The sequence below is a fragment of the Erwinia phyllosphaerae genome, assembly GCF_019132875.1.
Lineage (GTDB): Bacteria > Pseudomonadota > Gammaproteobacteria > Enterobacterales > Enterobacteriaceae > Erwinia > Erwinia phyllosphaerae.
Genome location: NZ_JAHSPF010000001.1, coordinates 181822 through 197426 on the forward strand (window position 1 = coordinate 181822; position 15605 = coordinate 197426).

Here is a 15605-nt window from a genome sequence, read left to right on the forward strand (position 1 = left end):
TTTGACAGCCTGGCGCGACAGAAAGTGTGACCGGCACGATATTAAAGCGACGCCGCGCGTTTGTCGGCAGAATGATATTGCTGGCAAAACGCCTGAAGCAGCCGCAGAGGCCAGACGGGGACATCACCTTGCTCGCTCGCCTGCAGACAGGCGGTCATAATTTCCAGGGTGAATTCGGGATGAAACTGCACTGAAAGCGCCTGCGGGCTGTAGCGCACAATCTGGCAGTCATCGAGCGCTGAAGAAGCGATAACCCGCGCGCCCTCTGGCGGTTGCAGCACGGACTGACGGTGGGAAAGCCAGGCGGAAAACTGCGCGGGCAATATCGTCAGCAGCGGATCGCCAGCGCAGTCGGCATGCCTGGTAACCTGTTGCAGCCCACCTTCCCAACCGCGCGGGTTGTCATCAACTACGCCGCCCAATGCGTAAGCCATCAGCTGGTGACCATAGCAAACGCCAAGCAGCGGCAGCTGGTGATCCATTGCGCTACGGATCCATGCCGCTGAACGTTCGCTCCATTCCGCATGATCCGTTACCATCGCCCAAGAGCCAGAAAGAATGGCAGCCGAAAGCGAAGCGGGATTCGGCAACGCTTCACCCAAATCGGGACGAACCACCAGATAATCGTCAGGCCCTAAGCCTGTCGCTGCCACAAACCATTGGTGCTGCTCGCCCACGCGTGCCATTACGTTTTCAGGCGGCGTTTCGAACTGAATAATTGCTACAGGTAAGCTCATAGTCAGAAATATCCTTGCTGAACGATAGCGGTTTAACCGGGGAAACAAAAAAGCGGGCGATGCGCTTAAAATAAGCGCGATTCGTGCCATGATAAGCGAATGATTAAACACACTAAAGGATTACGTTGTGGCATTACGTCATTTTTTGCTGGTTTTTTTGGTCGTCACCCTGTGGGCCTTTAACAATATCGTGGTGAAATGGGGGCTGGGCGAGATCCCGCCGCTTTTTCTGACGCTAATGCGTTTTGTGGTGGTAGCGCTGATCCTGGTGCCTTTTACCCGCGTCACGCGCGAGCAGTTACGCTATCTGCTGCCGCTGGCTTTTACCTTCGGCTTTATGCACTTTTCCCTGCTGTTTCTTGGGCTGAAGTATACCGATGCCGGGACCGGCGCGATTGTGGTACAGCTTGGGACGCCTTTCGCGATGGTCCTGGCCATGGTTTTTCTGCAGGAAAAACTGTCGCTGGTGCAGATGCTGGGCATCGCTGTTTCCTTAACCGGCGTTGTGGTGTTAGCCGGAAGCCCCACCATTCCCTCCTGGTGGGTGCTTTGCCTGCTGTTGTGCAGCGCGGCCGGATGGGCAATCAGTAATTTAATTGTGAAGAAATCTTCCGGTATCAAGCCGCTGGCTATGACGGGCTGGCTCTCTTTGCTGGCGATCCCCATTGTCGGCTTTTCTTCGCTGGTGATGGAAAGCGGCCAGCTGACCAGCCTGGTTCATGCCTCCTGGCGAGGCTGGCTGGCGATTATTTATAGCGCCGTCTGCTCTTCTGTGGTTGCCTATTCCATCTGGTATGGGCTGCTGCGTACCTATAACGTCAACCTGATTATGCCCTGGTCACTGCTGACCCCGGTGCTTTCAGTGATTATGGGCGTGCTGTTTCAGGGCGACAGCATGAACGTGTTTAAAATCTGCGGTTCGCTGCTGGTGGTGCTGGGCACCGCGATTGCGGTCATTAATTTACGTAATCTGCGTATGCATGCGCGGCTGCCCAGGCTGAAACGCATGCGGTAGCGCCAGCCAGGCTTCATTGCTATGGTTAAAAAAAGGAGAAAACCATGGCAAAACGGTTGACTACGCTTTTATGGCAACAGCTCTGGCAGGCCCTGCGCAACAGCGCAACGCCCGTTCCAGACGTGCGCTTTAACGGCACTGAACGCCTGAGTTCCGCTTATCCTGTTACCGAACTGGCGGCCACCAGCTTTGCACTGGCAATGCAGGCGGCAGCCGCGCTGGTGAACAATCCCTCCCGGCTCCAGGTTAATATGCGCCTGGCCTCGCGCTGGTTTCAGCACAGCTTTCATCCCATCAACCGTTCTGCGCCTGCGCAGTGGGATGCCTTCGCTGGCGACTATGCTACCGACGACGGCTGGATCCGCCTGCATACTAATGCGCCCCCTCATCGGGCCGCAATGGAAAAAGTGCTTGGCATTCATTCTGACCGTAAAGAGCTTGCCGACGCCGTCCGACGCTGGCAAAAAACCTCGCTGGAGCAGGCGGTAATCGAGGCTGGCGGCTGCGCGGCTGAAATGCGCAGCGTTGCTGCCTGGCAACAACATCCGCAGGGCCAGAGCCTACAGAGAGAAGCCCTGATTGCGCAAACGCTGCAACCGGAAGCCGCGCCGCCTGCCTGGCGGCTGCACGTCCTGCGCCCGCTGCATAACGTGAAGATCCTGGATCTGACGAGGATTATCGCTGGCCCTGTCGCTACACGCTTTCTGGCCGGGCTGGGTGCGGAGGTTTTGCGTCTGGATCCGCCGGGCTGGCAGGAACCCGCACTGGAAGAGGAAATCACGCTGGGTAAGCGCTGCGCGCGGCTGGATCTGAAATCTGCCGAAGGGCGGAAACTGTTTGAACAGCTGCTGGGCCAGGCAGACATTATCGTACACGGCTATCGTGCTGATGCACTGCCCGCGCTGGGCTATGACGGCGAGAGTCTGCAAAAACTTTCGCCCGGACTGATTGATATCAGCCTGAACGCGTGGGGCTGGACGGGGCCGTGGCGTAACCGGCGCGGTTTCGACAGCCTGGTGCAGATGGGTTGCGGTATAGCCGATACCGGACGCCAGTGGAAGTTGAGCGATGCCCCGGCTCCGCTGCCGGTGCAGGCGCTGGATCACGCTACCGGCTACCTGATGGCAGCAGCCGCGCTGGAGGGAATGCGTTTGCGGCTGCGTAATAACACAGGTTTTACGGCAAGGTTATCGTTAGCCAGAACAGCCTGCGTGCTGACAGACCATCCTTATCCCGACACAGTGCAGCCCGACGGTCTGGGGCCAGCGGGGCTGTATGATGAAAATGCCGCGACGGAAATAACGCGCTGGGGCATTGGCAAGCGCCTTAATCCGCCGATTTGGCTACCGGGCACGCCGCTGGTCTGGTCGCGCTCCGCTTCGCCGCTCGGTTCAGATACGGCAGCATGGCAGACGTAATTGGCTGCCCGTTTTCGCCTTTGTACGCGTTAATTCAAGACAGAAAGCCGGTTGAGGAGAGCGCTTAGCCCTCGCCTTCCTCGCCTTCTTCCGCCAGTTCATCACGCATCGCCTGAATCGCTTCACGGCTTAGCGCGGCCAGCGTGCGGTAGAACGGCGTGTCGGCCCAGGCTTCTACCTTGCCCAAAAACTGGCCGCACCAGGGCAGCAAAAAGTCATCGAACAGCGCGATCTGAGCCTGAACTTCATCTTCCTGCGACTGATCTTCCAGCCACGACGCTGCCAGCAGCAGCGAGCCAAAACGGTCGGCCGGAGCTTCGCTCAAAGGCATACCACGGCTTTGCAAAAAGGCGCGAACCGCGCTCTCCTGTGGGCCGTTTTCCCACCGGGAACCTTCCTGCGGTACTTTGCAGTCACTGCCGACAAACAGAGCGTTATAGTCAGCCGCCAGCGCCTGCGGATCGCTGTTCTGCTGTAAGCGGGTTAGCAACTCATCCTGCTCCAGCGGCCACTGCTGCTGCAGCTTACCTTCACGCAGCAGAGTAAAAAGCGGCACCAGCAGCGGATCCTGCGGCTGGCGATTGTAGAGCGAGCCAAGGATACGGCAGATGATCGAAAATTCATTCATAACAGTAGGTCCATAATATCAGGCGTGACAACGTCACAGTTCGGCAAATTCCGCAATGGCGCTGCCGGTTCTGCGCTGCAGGAAATCGAGCAGGCGGCGCGGCGTAACATTTAATACGCGTTCCTGCGGAAAATCCACTTCCTTCATAATTCGTAGACAGTGTTCAAAGTTTCCCAGCGTAAATGCCGTATGGGAATCGGAACCGCAGGCTATCCAGCCGCCCGCGTCACGCACCGCTGCCGCAATCGCCCGGCAGTTTGGCTCGCTGCCTTTCCGTGAGTGGGTAAAAGAGGAGTTATTCAGCTCCAGCGCGACCTCGTACTTTGCGGCGGCTTCGGCGATAGCGGGAATATCCACCGGATATTTCGGATTGCCCGGATGGCTGATGATATGCACGTTGCCGCTGGCCATCGCGGAGATCATCGCCTGCGTATTGGTCGCCTTGTCGCGCGGCGCGAAAACCGGCTCATGAAAGCCTGCGACCACGATATCCATGACCTCCATCATCGGCCCGGTACAGTCAATCTCACCCGCGACGTTTTTGATATTGGCTTCAATACCGCGCAGGATGCCTACGCCTTCCACTACGCGTGGCCAGATACGCATATTCACAAAGTGCCAGTAGTGCGGCGCATCTGCCATATCAGGCCCGTGATCGGTAATCGCCAGCAGTTTGACGCCGCAGGTTTGCGCCTGCTGAACGTAGTCCCGCAGCGTGCTGTAGGCGTGCGTGCTGGCAACGGTATGCATGTGAAGATCGACAGGATACATAGTTTTCTCCTTGCTAACGGGCAATCCACTGCCCGCTGAATTAATAGCCTCTTACCACATCGACGAGGCCAGACGGCATTGCGCCAGTTTCGCGCAGTCGGATCGCGTCGGCGATATAGTCCATAGCTTCTTCCGGTAAAGTTACAGCGGCATTATGCGGCGTGATGGCAATAGCAGGGTGCGCCCAGAAAGGATGCTGCAGCGCCAGCGGCTCCTGCACAAATACATCCAGCGCCGCCGCTTTGATTTCGCCCGCCTCAATGGCCGCCAGCAGATCGTCCTCCACCAGATGCGCGCCGCGCGCCAGGTTAATCAGGTAAGCCTGTGGCTTGAGCTTGCCGAGTAGTTTACGGTTAAGAATACCGACGGTCTGCGGCGTATTTGGCAACAGGTTGATCAGCACCTTGCTGCCTGCCAGAAAGTCATCCAGCTGCGCTTCGCCATGAAAGCTGGTCACGCCCGGCAAGTCTTTTGGCGAACGGCTCCAGCAGCGCACCGGAAATCCCCAGAAGCGCAGGCTTTCCGCCACGCTGCTGCCAAGCACGCCCGCGCCCAGAATACCGATAGTAAAGTCATCGCGGGAATGATTGCGCAGCGGTTGCCATACCGCCTCATTTTTCTGCTGCTGATATTCGTTAAAGCGGCGAAACCAGCCCAGAACGTGCCATACCGCGTACTCCTGCATCTGGCGGCCCATGCCGGTGTCTTCCAGACGAAACAGCGGCACGCCCTCGGCCAGCATGTGTGGATGCTCGCGCAGCTGGTTAAGAATATCATCCACGCCCGCGCCCAGCGCGAAGACGCCTTTCAGCGCACGTCCCTGTAGCATTTCCACCGGCGGCTGGCGTACCAGCGCGTAATCCGCATGCGCCGTATCGCCCGCTGTCCACTTACGTATGCGCGCCTGCGGCAGACGCTGCTGTAAACCGGCAATCCATTTTTCCGTATTAAAAGAAGGATGGTAAAAGATGATATCCATGCAGGTTCTCCTGTTTTTTCTTCAGGCTCGGGTAAAACAGCAGCCGTGGCAAGTAAAAATTCCGGTTGTTGCTTAAAGGCGAGAGGCGGACGATTGAATCAGCCTGCGCAGCAGCGGCATCAGTACCAGCAGCATCACCCCGGTCGCCGCGCTGCCCCAGCCCAGCAGCGTAAAGATATGGCTGTAGCCCGGATTAGTCAGCGCAGGCGTACTGCCGCTGTTTTGCGGCATCAATCCGGAGACATAGCCGGAAAGTACCGACGCCACGCCCGTAACCATCATCCAGCAGCCCATCATAATGCCCTGATAGCGCTGCGGAGCCAGCCTACCGATCATCGCGTAACCGACGGGCGAAATCAGCAGTTCCGCAATGCTTTGCAGGACGTAGCTGATAACGATCCATTTAAACGCCACCATGCCGTCCTGGCCCGCCAGCATAATGCCAATCGGCAGGACCAGCATGCCCAGTCCGATGCAGAACAGCGAAGCGGCAAACTGCAAAGGAATATCAACGCGCCAGCCGCGTTCGCGCAGGTTGCGGAATCCAATAGCCAGCAGCGGCCCGCCAAACACAATAACCAGCGTGTTGATATTCTGTACCCACTGCGGCGCAATACGGATACCCCAGACGTCCAGCATGATGTTGTGTTCGGTAAACAGCATCAGCCCCATCGGTGCCAGCTGATACAGCGTCCAGAAGATCAGCGAACTGAGGGCCAGGAGCAGATAAGCAGTCATTTTGCGCTGCTCTTCGCGCGGGCGATGGCGCAAGGTAAGCACGGCCAGAAGCAGAAAAATTACCGCACCGAGTGCCAGCACAAAAGTGCCGGTAAAGCCGGCATGCGTCAGCAAGATGCGTAAAACCGGCACCAGCACGGCCAGAATAATGAGCCCCGCCAGCATGCGCAGCCGCAGCTGGCTACCGCTAACGTGGAGCAGCGGCGTATCAAGATCGGCCAGCGTTTTCCAGCGCAGAAGAGAAACCACGATAGCGACAGCATTTCCCAGCGTCGCAAACAGGAACAGTACCTGATAATGTTCCTGAAGCTGGAAGTAGCCCGCGCCGGTAAAACCGATAAAAAAGCCCAGGTTCATTCCGGCGTAGTTCCAGAGAAAGGCGCTTTCGCGGCGGCTGTCTTCCGGCGCGAAACGCTGCGTCAGCATCATGTTGATGCAGGTAACGTTCAGCCCGCTGCCGGTCAGGAACATCGCCAGCCCCCAGTAAAGCCCTTCCGCCTGCTGTCCGGAGAGCACCCAGCAGCCGATCACCTGTAGGACCATTCCCAGCACAAACAGATTGCGGTTGCTGAGGAAGCGTCCGCCGAGGTAGCCGCCAAACAGGTGCAGGCCATAGTTAAATGCGCCAAAGACGCCCATCATGGTGTTGGCCTGCGTTTCGCTGAAGCCCAGTTTTTTAGTGGCGTAAAGCACCAGCGAGGAATAAAGCACGGCAAAGCCGAGCGTGGAAAAAATCTGGATAAAAAAGAGCGCGCGGGTTCCGTCCGGTTCAGCGCTTCTGCTGTCAATCTGATTCACTACTGGCCTCACGATTTACTGGCTGATGAAGCAGATCATTATGCACATTGCGCCGCAGAATGTGTTGTTACCAATAAGTTAAACGCTTTTTTGACGTTTTAAGCAGCAAACCGCTGTAAAAGTGAGTGAACGAACGGAAAAATGCAGAAAGAGAGTTGACCGGCGCAGTGCTTTTCCCTACATTAGCGGCCGTTAGCAACGAGGTTGCAACAACAATATGGTGAGGTGTCCGAGTGGCTGAAGGAGCACGCCTGGAAAGTGTGTATACGGCAACGTATCAAGGGTTCGAATCCCTTCCTCACCGCCATATTTAAAGAAGAGCCTGAACTCACGTTCAGGCTTTTTTTATGCATGTTCCCCACGAGGAAGGGTGAGTAAAGCAAGTCTATCCCATCCTCACCGTCATATTTCAAAGATAGCCCAGATTCACGTTCAGACTGAGGGCGTTAACAGACTCTTAAACGTCAGGTCGCGTTCAGCCCGGCGAACAGCTGCAGAGGTCAACCGGAACACGGACACGCCGTGAATCCATCCATGGAGGCTCGTTTGGCGCGTCCATGCGCCAAAACGGTCCGCTTATCCGGTTGGCCTCCGCTGCCAGAAAGCACTGTGTTGCTGTAAAAATGCCGGAAAGCACGAGCTGAGTAAGTTTGTTAACAGTCTGAGCCTGAACTCACGTTCAGGCTTTTTTTATGCATATTCCCCACGAGGAAGGGTGAGTAAAGCAAGTCTATCCCTTCCTCACCGTCATATTTCAAAGATAGCCCGAATTCACGTTCAGACTGAGAGCGTTAACAGACTCTTAAACGTCAGGTCGCGTTCAGCCCGGTGAACAGCAGCAGAGGTCAACCGGAACACGGACACGCCGTGAATCCATCCATGGAGGCTCGTTTGGCGCGTCCATGCGCCAAAACGGTCCGCTTATCCGGTTGGCCTCCGCTGCCAGAAAGCTACGGTGTTGCTGTTAAAATGCCGGAAAGCACGAGCTGAGTAAGTTTGTTAACAGTCTGAGCCTGAACTCGCGTTCAGGCTTTTTTCCTTCCGCTTATTTAATTTCCATCGCCGCCTTCATGGTATAAAACAGATCCGTCTGATCCGTTAATCCCACGACGTTCGCTGCATGCGGGCCATAAGCCGCAATACGCAGCTGCGTGCCGGTGTGTCCCTGCGATTCCTCTTCCGAGTTGCCGTAGCTGATAGTCATCAGCCCGCCCTCTTTCGTTTGCAACGTTTGCGTCAGGCCAGGCGCTTTGCTGTCGTTGGCGATAATCTGGCTGGAGTGCGCATGGTCGGCGGTAACGATGACCAGGGTATTGCCATCTTTATGCGCAAACGCCAGCGCTTTCTGGACGGCTTCATCCAGATCGACCGTTTCGCCAATCTGGCCGCATGGATTCGCTACGTGATCCTGTTTATCAATCGACGCGCCTTCCACCTGCAAAAAGAAACCGTTCTGGTTTTTGCTTAATAGCTGGATAGCTTTATCGGTCATCTGGGCCAGCGTTGGCGTAGAAGCCTGACGCTCGCCGTTAACTTCGCAGCTGACCGGTTTGCCCTCAAGGTTACCGTGATAGGTCGCTTTTGGCCCTTTCCAGCGCACCGGCATATTACCGTCGGCAAACAAACCAAGTACCGGCTTATCCTGTGAAGCCTCCGTTAGCGCATTCATCCCTTCAAGATTACTTACCAGCTGATAACCGCGAATTTTAGCCTGTTCGTTTAGCGGTTTGCCCTGCCATTCGCCTGCTTTCGCCGTTTCAGCAAAGGTTTTGCCACCGCCGCCCAGGGTTACGTCAACGCGGGCGTTTAACAGCTGCTCGGCAATGGATCCTTTGCCGCCTTTTTCCAGCGCGTTGCCCGCGCAGGTTTCGCTGGTTTTTTCCGGGCCGTAACACTTACGGGAGGTCACGTGCGCAATCTGCGCTGCTGGCGTAGCATCTTCCAGTTCTGCGGTAGAGACGTTGCCGGTCGCTTTTCCTGCGGCCTTTGCAATCTCCATGATCGTCTGGTGATCTTTGCCGTTTACGTCCACGCCAATCGCGCCGTTATAGGATTTTACACCGGTGCTCCATGCGGTGGCCGATGCCGCAGAATCGGTGACGTAATCCGGCTTATGCGTCTTTTTATCCAGCGAATAATGCGTGTACTGACCGGTCAACGGCAGCGCGTCGATCCCTTTAAAAAAACCGCCCGCGCCCTCAGCATAGTTACGCGCGGCAGTGATTTCGGAATCGCCCATGCCGTCGCCAATCAGCAGGATGACATTTTTTGCTTTGTTGCTGTTTAGCGAAGCTTTTAGCGCTTCTGTCTGATCTTCCTGCAACCGGCGAGCGCCGCCAGGCTGTGTGATATCGCCCTGCGCGGCGCGATTATAATCTGCGGCCTGCACGCAAAGCGCGGTTGATAACAGCGTGGCGGCACAGGAAAAAGTAAACAGGCTTTTCTTCATTGCATAACTCCATGAGCAAACGTTGCTAAAAATTTCAGGAGCTTAGTCTGCGATACAACCATGACGATTTTGTGTCAGGAAAGTGTCATAAGGGTGACAGGCTTCGGCTGCGCCAGCAGAAAGGCAGCGCATGCTGTTCACCGCTTAACCTGCCAGAATAAAAAGGAAAAAATCTTCTTGACCCTTAACGCCGGACTCCCTATAGTAGCGCCCCGTCGCCCGAGAGGGTGATGGATAAAAATTTGGTGAGGTGTCCGAGTGGCTGAAGGAGCACGCCTGGAAAGTGTGTATACGGCAACGTATCAAGGGTTCGAATCCCTTCCTCACCGCCATATTTAAAGAAGAGCCTGAACTCACGTTCAGGCTTTTTTTATGCATGTTCCCCACGAGGAAGGGTGAGAAGCCTTGACCGGGTTCGACAACTGACTTTAGTCAGTTGGACAGTTCGGGCGCTCGCGAACGAACTGCCCGCAGGGCGAGCAAAGCGAGTCTATCCCTTCCTCACCGCCATATTTAAAGAAGAGCCTGAACTCACGTTCAGGCTTTTTTTATGCATGTTCCCCACGAGGAAGGGTGAGAAGCCTTGACCGGGTTCGACAACTGACTTTAGTCAGTTGGACAGTTCGGGCGCTCGCGAACGAACTGCCCGCAGGGCGAGCAAAGCGAGTCTATCCCTTCCTCACCGCCATATTTAAAGAAGAGCCTGAACTCACGTTCAGGCTTTTTTTATGCATGTTCCCCACGAGGAAGGGTGAGAAGCCTTGACCGGGTTCGACAACTGACTTTAGTCAGTTGGACAGTTCGGGCGCTCGCGAACGAACTGCCCGCGGGGCGAGCAAAGCGAGTCTATCCCTTCCTCACCGCCATATTTAAAGAAGAGCCTGAACTCACGTTCAGGCTTTTTTATGCATATTCCCCACGAGGAAGGGTGAGAAGCCTTGACCGGGTTCGACAACTGACTTTAGTCAGTTGGGACTGAGGGCGTTAACAGACTCTTAAACGTCAGGTCGCGTTCAGCCCGGAGAACAGCAGCAGAGGTCAACCGGAACACGGACACGCCGTGAATCCATCCATGGAGGCTCGTTTGGCGCGTCCATGCGCCAAAACGGTCCGCTTATCCGGTTGGCCTCCGCTGCCAGAAAGCTACGGTGTTGCTGTTAAAATGCCGGAAAGCACGAGCTGAGTAAGTTTGTTAACAGTCTGAGCCTGAACTCACGTTCAGGCTTTTTTTATGCATGTTCCCCACAAGGAAGGGTGAGAAGCCTTGACCGGGTTCGACAGGCAGCTTTATGCCTTACTGAAGGTCACATCGACCTTAGTCGCATCGGTATGGCGCATAGGGTTATTCCCCTGGCCGAGCTGGTCGTCGTTTGGATGAATATAGGTGTCACCGGTTCCCAGCTGATTTTCCATATATTCTCCGCCAGCTTTCATGGTATCGGTTGAACCGTCATACCAGCCTGCAATAGTCTTGTCTCCGGCTGAGTCGGTTGAAACGATATTGTCTGGCGCGCCGTCAGCAATGCTTTTGTTATCACCGATATTAAATCCGTTATGGTCGGTAGCGCTGATAGCCGCGTTTCGCCCGTCGATATCGCTGGTATTAATGAAGCCGTTATAAAATTCCAGGCGACTGGCACTGTCCTGAAACTTCCCATCCGCATCAGCCTGCTTAATCACGCCCGTGAAGTCGTTTTGATAATTCATGGTGCCCTTCTCGCCCGGCTTCAGCGTCATGGAGGCCACCTGCTTATTATCCTTATCAAACATGCCAAGGGTTATATCGTGATCCTCGGCGTTAGTAATATCAAAAGAGCGTGGCCCGCTGCCTGTAACCTGATCGGAAGCCGCTGTTGCGCTGGCTGAAGAGGCAGAAGCGGTGCTTTCCGCCGATGTGGCAGCCGTTTTCGTGTTTCCGGCCGTCGCTGCATCAGCATCCGCTGCGCCTGTTGCTGCTGCGGCTTCCGGCTGAGCAGAAGCGGTGGCATCCTGGTAAGAAGGCGGGTTAGCCGTCGCCGCCTGGTAAGATGGCGGACTGGCCGTCGCTTCCTGATAAGAAGGCAACGCTTCGTCAGTATTCCCGGCAGAGGCTTCGCCACCGCTGCCGGTTGCTAACGAGCCAGAAGCGTTGATATCGCTATCAGTTGCCGGCAAAGCGGAACCATTGGTATTGCTGCTGGTTGCCGGCGAGCCGGAACCGTTGCCGCTGGTAGTCGATGGCGAACCGGAACCTTTAGTATCGCTGTCGCTGCCGCCGTTGAACTGCTGTAGCATCTGCATAATTATCTTTAGCACTTCGTTCAGCAACTGCGTGGTCTGCTGATTAAGCTCGCTGCCGGAACTCTGTGCGTTAGTCGCGTCTCCGCTATTCTGGACGGCATTACTTTTCTGCGACAAATCGCCAAAATTCAGGCTGCTGCTGCCCGGCTGAGCCATGCCGAAATTTATGCCGCCACCGCCAGACTGCTTCGCTACGCTTTGATTATTGAACGCCTCTGCGTTTTTAGTATCCGTGCTGAACATGTTATCAAACGGCTGGGGCTGGGTAATGCCACCTGCTGGATTAAGCCTGTCGACTGACATAAACGATTCCACCTGAGAGTGAGGGTTTGGATCTGAGTGAATCGATATCGCCTCTGGTTCCTGTACTGGCAGCTTCAGGGCAGTTTTTTTCGCACTCTTCCCCTCTTATCAGCCGCCGTTGACAAAATTTTCGCGAAAAAAAGCCCGAACTCAGGTTCGGGCTTCAGGGGATTAGCAGAATCATGGCTCAGGAAACTTACACCTTCCTGCCATCCCTGCCAGCACAGACCACTTATAGCCTGTGATGCTTTGTTTCGAATATCGTGTTACTTCAATCGGCAGATGCTGCCTTCAGGCTCAGGCTATTTTAAAGATAGCAATAGTGCGAATAAGCTGAGCGGCCTGGTCTTCCAGCGAAGCTGCTGCGGTGGCGGCTTCTTCCACCAGCGCGGCGTTCTGCTGGGTTACTTCATCCATCTGGCTGACTGCCGTACTTACGTGCTCAATACCGTTTACCTGTTCGCCAGAGGCGGAGAAGATTTCGGCCATAATCTGCGAAACGTTACCGATAGAAGCAACAATGTCATCCATCGTTTTTCCGGCGTTAGCCACCAGCTCGCTGCCTTCCGTAATACGCAGGCTTGAGGTTTCAATCAGTGCTTTAATCTCTTTAGCCGCCACCGCGCTGCGCTGCGCCAGCGCACGGACTTCGGATGCCACCACGGCAAAGCCTCTTCCCTGCTCACCGGCGCGTGCTGCTTCAACAGCGGCGTTAAGCGCCAGGATATTCGTCTGGAAAGCGATGCTTTCTATCGTGCTGATAATGTCGGCCACGCTTTTGGAACTGTCATAGATGGCAGACATGGTCGAGACCACTTTGCCAACCACCGCTCCGCCATGCTCCGCCACGCGTGACGCATCGGAGGCAAGGCCGCTGGCGTGCTGCGCGTTAGAGGAGTTCTGACGCACCGTTGCGGTCAGCTGCTCCATGCTGGCAGAGGTTTCTTCAAGCGATGCAGCCTGTTCTTCCGTACGGCTGGAGAGATCGGTGTTTCCAGAGGCCACCTCTTTCGCTGCGCTGTCAATAGAAGCGGCGGCATCCTGGATTTCAGAAACCACTTTCTTCAACTGCGTCTGCATAACGGCAAAATTTTCAATCAGCACGCCGGTTTCATCTTTTGAACGAGCCACCAACACCGTTGACAAGTCGCCGGCTGCAATAGCGCGAGCGGCGTTTACCGCCTGATGCAAAGGCACGGTAATGGAACGGGCCAGCAGATAGCCAAGCGTAGAGGCAACAATCAGTCCAGCCAGCGCGCCAAACAGCAGGGTTAGCCTGGTCTGCGCTTCGGTGGAATCCACGGTAGCCTGGCGTTTAACCAGTAAACCCTGCTCATCCCCGGCCAGCTCGTTGATGATTTGACGCATAGCGTCCATCTGCGTTTTGCCTGTGTTGGCCTGGAAAGCGGCCTGGAAAGCCTCCCCGGAGAGCGTGCCGGCATTCAGGGCACGGCGCCTTTCAATCAGCGGCGTCACAAAAGACGCTTCCCAGGCCTGCTCCTGCGCGGCCAGCCGGGCTAGCCGATCCTGCTGCTTTTCATTATCTGAAGTCAGCGATTTTGCTTGCTGGACATGCTGGGAAAACGTTTTCTGGCCTTCCGTCCAGGGTGCCAGCATTTCCTCTTTGCCGTTGATGGCGTAACCACGTAGTCCCGTTTCCATATTAACCAGGCTTAACGTTAGCCCCCGGCTTTCATCTATCACGCGCCAGGTATGCACGTTCCAGTTATTTGAATCGATAATCCGCGAGAAGTTAATGTAAAAGGTTGCGCAGAGCAGCAGAAGCAGCGCTACGACAACGCCAAAAGCAGCAACGAATTTGGTACTCACCGAAAGGTTTCTAAACATCTTATTCACGCTCTCAAAAGGGGGAAAGGTGCGCGACAGGCACTTATCTTGACAATCACTACTATCGGCACAACCTATTCGAGCTTTAAAGCTTCTGCACAATTCCGTCTCATTTTTCAGCTAACGCATTCACTAATCTGAACTATTTTTTTAAGCCAAAGGCAGCGGAAAAAAAGTTACAGACGAAGAAAAAATCAGGAAAAAAGGCGTAAAGCAGGCAAAAATAAAGCCCGAACCGGGATTTCCCCGTTCGGGCTTGCAGAGCAACTGTTTAAGATGACGATAAAAAGCTATCGATTGTTATAACTGTTAACCATAAGCCATCAGCGTATGCTGGCAGAGCTGTGAGCGTACGCAATCTTCTTTACCAAAACGCACCACGCCAATCATCTCGTCCTCTTTGAAGCGGGCCAGCGCATCGCTGAGGCCGGAGTGAACGTGTGACGGCAAATCGCACTGTGTGATATCGCCGTTCACGATAACGGTAACGTTTTCCCCAAGGCGAGTCAGAAACATCTTCATCTGGGCGGCGGTGACGTTTTGCGCCTCATCAAGGATCACCACGGCATTTTCGAAGGTACGTCCGCGCATATAGGCAAAAGGTGCAATCTCAACCTTACCTATTTCGGGACGCAGGCAGTACTGCATAAAGGAAGAACCAAGACGTTTAACCAGAACGTCATAGACCGGCCGGAAGTATGGAGCGAATTTTTCTGCGATGTTGCCGGGCAAAAATCCCAGATCCTCGTCCGCCTGCAGTACCGGACGCGTCACTATGATCCTCTCTACATCCTTATTTATCAGGGCCTCGGCCGCTTTCGCAGCGCTAATCCAGGTTTTACCGCAGCCTGCTTCGCCTGTGGCGAAAATCAGTTGCTTCGTCTCTATGGCTTTAAGATAGTGCGCCTGAGCTTCATTACGGGCTTCAATCGGTGAATGGTCGCGGCTGTCGCGCGCCATGCCAATTGCATCCAGCCCACCCATCTGCACCAGCGAGGTGACCGATTCATCTTCACGCTGACGATGACTGCGTGAATCGCTACGAAGCACACGCCTGGCTTCACGACGAGCTTTGATCACTGCTTTCTGTCTTCCCATAGTGGCACCTTACAGTTGGTTTCATTTCCCACACCCGATAAGGCGGTGCGATTACGTGAACGCTTTAGAGGTTTTGGCGGCTTCCTTGTAAGCCTTAGCTGGCCTTTGGAATGGTACTCGGGACAAAGATACGGGTACCGGATGGTGTTGAAAAGAGTCGGCACGAAGTGAAAAAAAGAGGGAGAAAGTCACCGGGGCAATGAGGCCCTCGCGTAAGGATGCGATATTTGTCTGACGCTTATGTCCGTAAAAGGACTTGTCCATTCGCGATCTCCGTGTTGCACACTGGAAACATCTGACGCCTGATAATTAAATTTCAACATATTCCCACAATAATGCAACATTAAATTTGCAGGCGAGGCAGAGGAAACTACTGAATAACAGGACGCGTACGCGATGGCTAAATTAACAGGTGATAAAATTCAATGAGATAGCTATTGATAATCGAGGAACACTTTTTTCTAAATAGTGAGAACTGGTTAGAAAGTTGGCAATTGATTAAAAAACAACCTTCCGCACGAGGCGTAACGGAAGGTTGAAAAC

The 15605-nt window shown here is 54.8% G+C and carries 11 protein-coding genes and 2 tRNA genes; 4 read left to right on the forward strand and 9 right to left on the reverse strand.

The window, feature by feature from the left end; translation table 11 throughout:
- Nucleotides 1-41: 41 nt before the first annotated feature.
- Complete coding sequence (locus KUE00_RS00885) at nucleotides 42-749, reverse strand: glutamine amidotransferase (RefSeq protein ID WP_425523557.1); 708 nt, start codon at nucleotides 747-749, stop codon at nucleotides 42-44.
- 115 nt (nucleotides 750-864) lie between these two features.
- On the opposite strand from KUE00_RS00885, the gene KUE00_RS00890 reads away from it, so the two are divergent.
- Entirely contained in the window at nucleotides 865-1752 is an 888-nt protein-coding gene (locus tag KUE00_RS00890; protein ID WP_246757614.1) for a DMT family transporter, read from the forward strand.
- A 44-nt stretch (nucleotides 1753-1796) separates the two neighbouring features.
- Entirely contained in the window at nucleotides 1797-3170 is a 1374-nt protein-coding gene (locus KUE00_RS00895; protein WP_246757615.1) for a CoA transferase, read from the forward strand.
- Nucleotides 3171-3234: 64 nt separating this feature from the next.
- Here KUE00_RS00895 and KUE00_RS00900 read toward each other — a convergent pair whose 3' ends face one another.
- From KUE00_RS00900 to KUE00_RS00915, 4 genes are all read right to left on the reverse strand, one after another.
- The gene (locus tag KUE00_RS00900; RefSeq protein WP_246757616.1) at nucleotides 3235-3798 is read right to left on the reverse strand and encodes a TorD/DmsD family molecular chaperone; all 564 of its coding nucleotides are present in this window, start codon (nucleotides 3796-3798) and stop codon (nucleotides 3235-3237) included.
- A 33-nt stretch (nucleotides 3799-3831) separates the two neighbouring features.
- Complete coding sequence (locus KUE00_RS00905; protein ID WP_246757617.1) at nucleotides 3832-4569, reverse strand: phosphatase; 738 nt, start codon at nucleotides 4567-4569, stop codon at nucleotides 3832-3834.
- A gap of 40 nt (nucleotides 4570-4609) precedes the next feature.
- Complete coding sequence (gene ghrA, locus KUE00_RS00910; protein ID WP_246757618.1) at nucleotides 4610-5548, reverse strand: glyoxylate/hydroxypyruvate reductase GhrA; 939 nt, start codon at nucleotides 5546-5548, stop codon at nucleotides 4610-4612.
- Between the two features lie 72 nt (nucleotides 5549-5620).
- A complete protein-coding gene (locus tag KUE00_RS00915) occupies nucleotides 5621-7084 on the reverse strand; it encodes a peptide MFS transporter (RefSeq protein WP_246757619.1) in 1464 nt (487 codons plus the stop codon).
- A gap of 219 nt (nucleotides 7085-7303) precedes the next feature.
- Between KUE00_RS00915 and KUE00_RS00920 the strand changes: the two genes are divergently transcribed.
- A tRNA-Ser gene (locus KUE00_RS00920) sits at nucleotides 7304-7391 on the forward strand.
- A gap of 738 nt (nucleotides 7392-8129) precedes the next feature.
- Here the strand turns inward: KUE00_RS00920 and phoA are convergent.
- Complete coding sequence (phoA, locus tag KUE00_RS00925; RefSeq protein ID WP_246757620.1) at nucleotides 8130-9533, reverse strand: alkaline phosphatase; 1404 nt, start codon at nucleotides 9531-9533, stop codon at nucleotides 8130-8132.
- A 244-nt stretch (nucleotides 9534-9777) separates the two neighbouring features.
- Here phoA and KUE00_RS00930 point away from each other — a divergent pair.
- Nucleotides 9778-9865 (forward strand) — tRNA-Ser (locus KUE00_RS00930).
- Between the two features lie 955 nt (nucleotides 9866-10820).
- Here KUE00_RS00930 and KUE00_RS00935 read toward each other — a convergent pair.
- The 3 genes from KUE00_RS00935 to phoH form a co-directional block, all read right to left on the reverse strand.
- The gene (locus KUE00_RS00935; protein WP_246757621.1) at nucleotides 10821-12116 is read right to left on the reverse strand and encodes a hypothetical protein; all 1296 of its coding nucleotides are present in this window, start codon (nucleotides 12114-12116) and stop codon (nucleotides 10821-10823) included.
- Nucleotides 12117-12413: 297 nt separating this feature from the next.
- A complete protein-coding gene (locus KUE00_RS00940) occupies nucleotides 12414-13946 on the reverse strand; it encodes a methyl-accepting chemotaxis protein (RefSeq protein ID WP_343215865.1) in 1533 nt (510 codons plus the stop codon).
- Between the two features lie 327 nt (nucleotides 13947-14273).
- Nucleotides 14274-15062, reverse strand: coding sequence for a phosphate starvation-inducible protein PhoH (gene phoH, locus KUE00_RS00945; RefSeq protein ID WP_246757623.1), 789 nt, complete (start codon nucleotides 15060-15062; stop codon nucleotides 14274-14276).
- Nucleotides 15063-15605 lie beyond the last annotated feature (543 nt).

Coding starts and splice junctions, on each gene's coding strand:
- KUE00_RS00895 (WP_246757615.1), top strand. CDS start 1,797: ATGGCAAAACGGTTGACTACGCTTTTATGGCAACAGCTCTGGCAGGCC.
- KUE00_RS00900 (WP_246757616.1), bottom strand. CDS start 3,798: ATGAATGAATTTTCGATCATCTGCCGTATCCTTGGCTCGCTCTACAAT.
- KUE00_RS00905 (WP_246757617.1), bottom strand. CDS start 4,569: ATGTATCCTGTCGATCTTCACATGCATACCGTTGCCAGCACGCACGCC.
- ghrA (WP_246757618.1), bottom strand. CDS start 5,548: ATGGATATCATCTTTTACCATCCTTCTTTTAATACGGAAAAATGGATT.
- phoA (WP_246757620.1), bottom strand. CDS start 9,533: ATGAAGAAAAGCCTGTTTACTTTTTCCTGTGCCGCCACGCTGTTATCA.
- KUE00_RS00935 (WP_246757621.1), bottom strand. CDS start 12,116: ATGTCAGTCGACAGGCTTAATCCAGCAGGTGGCATTACCCAGCCCCAG.
- phoH (WP_246757623.1), bottom strand. CDS start 15,062: ATGGGAAGACAGAAAGCAGTGATCAAAGCTCGTCGTGAAGCCAGGCGT.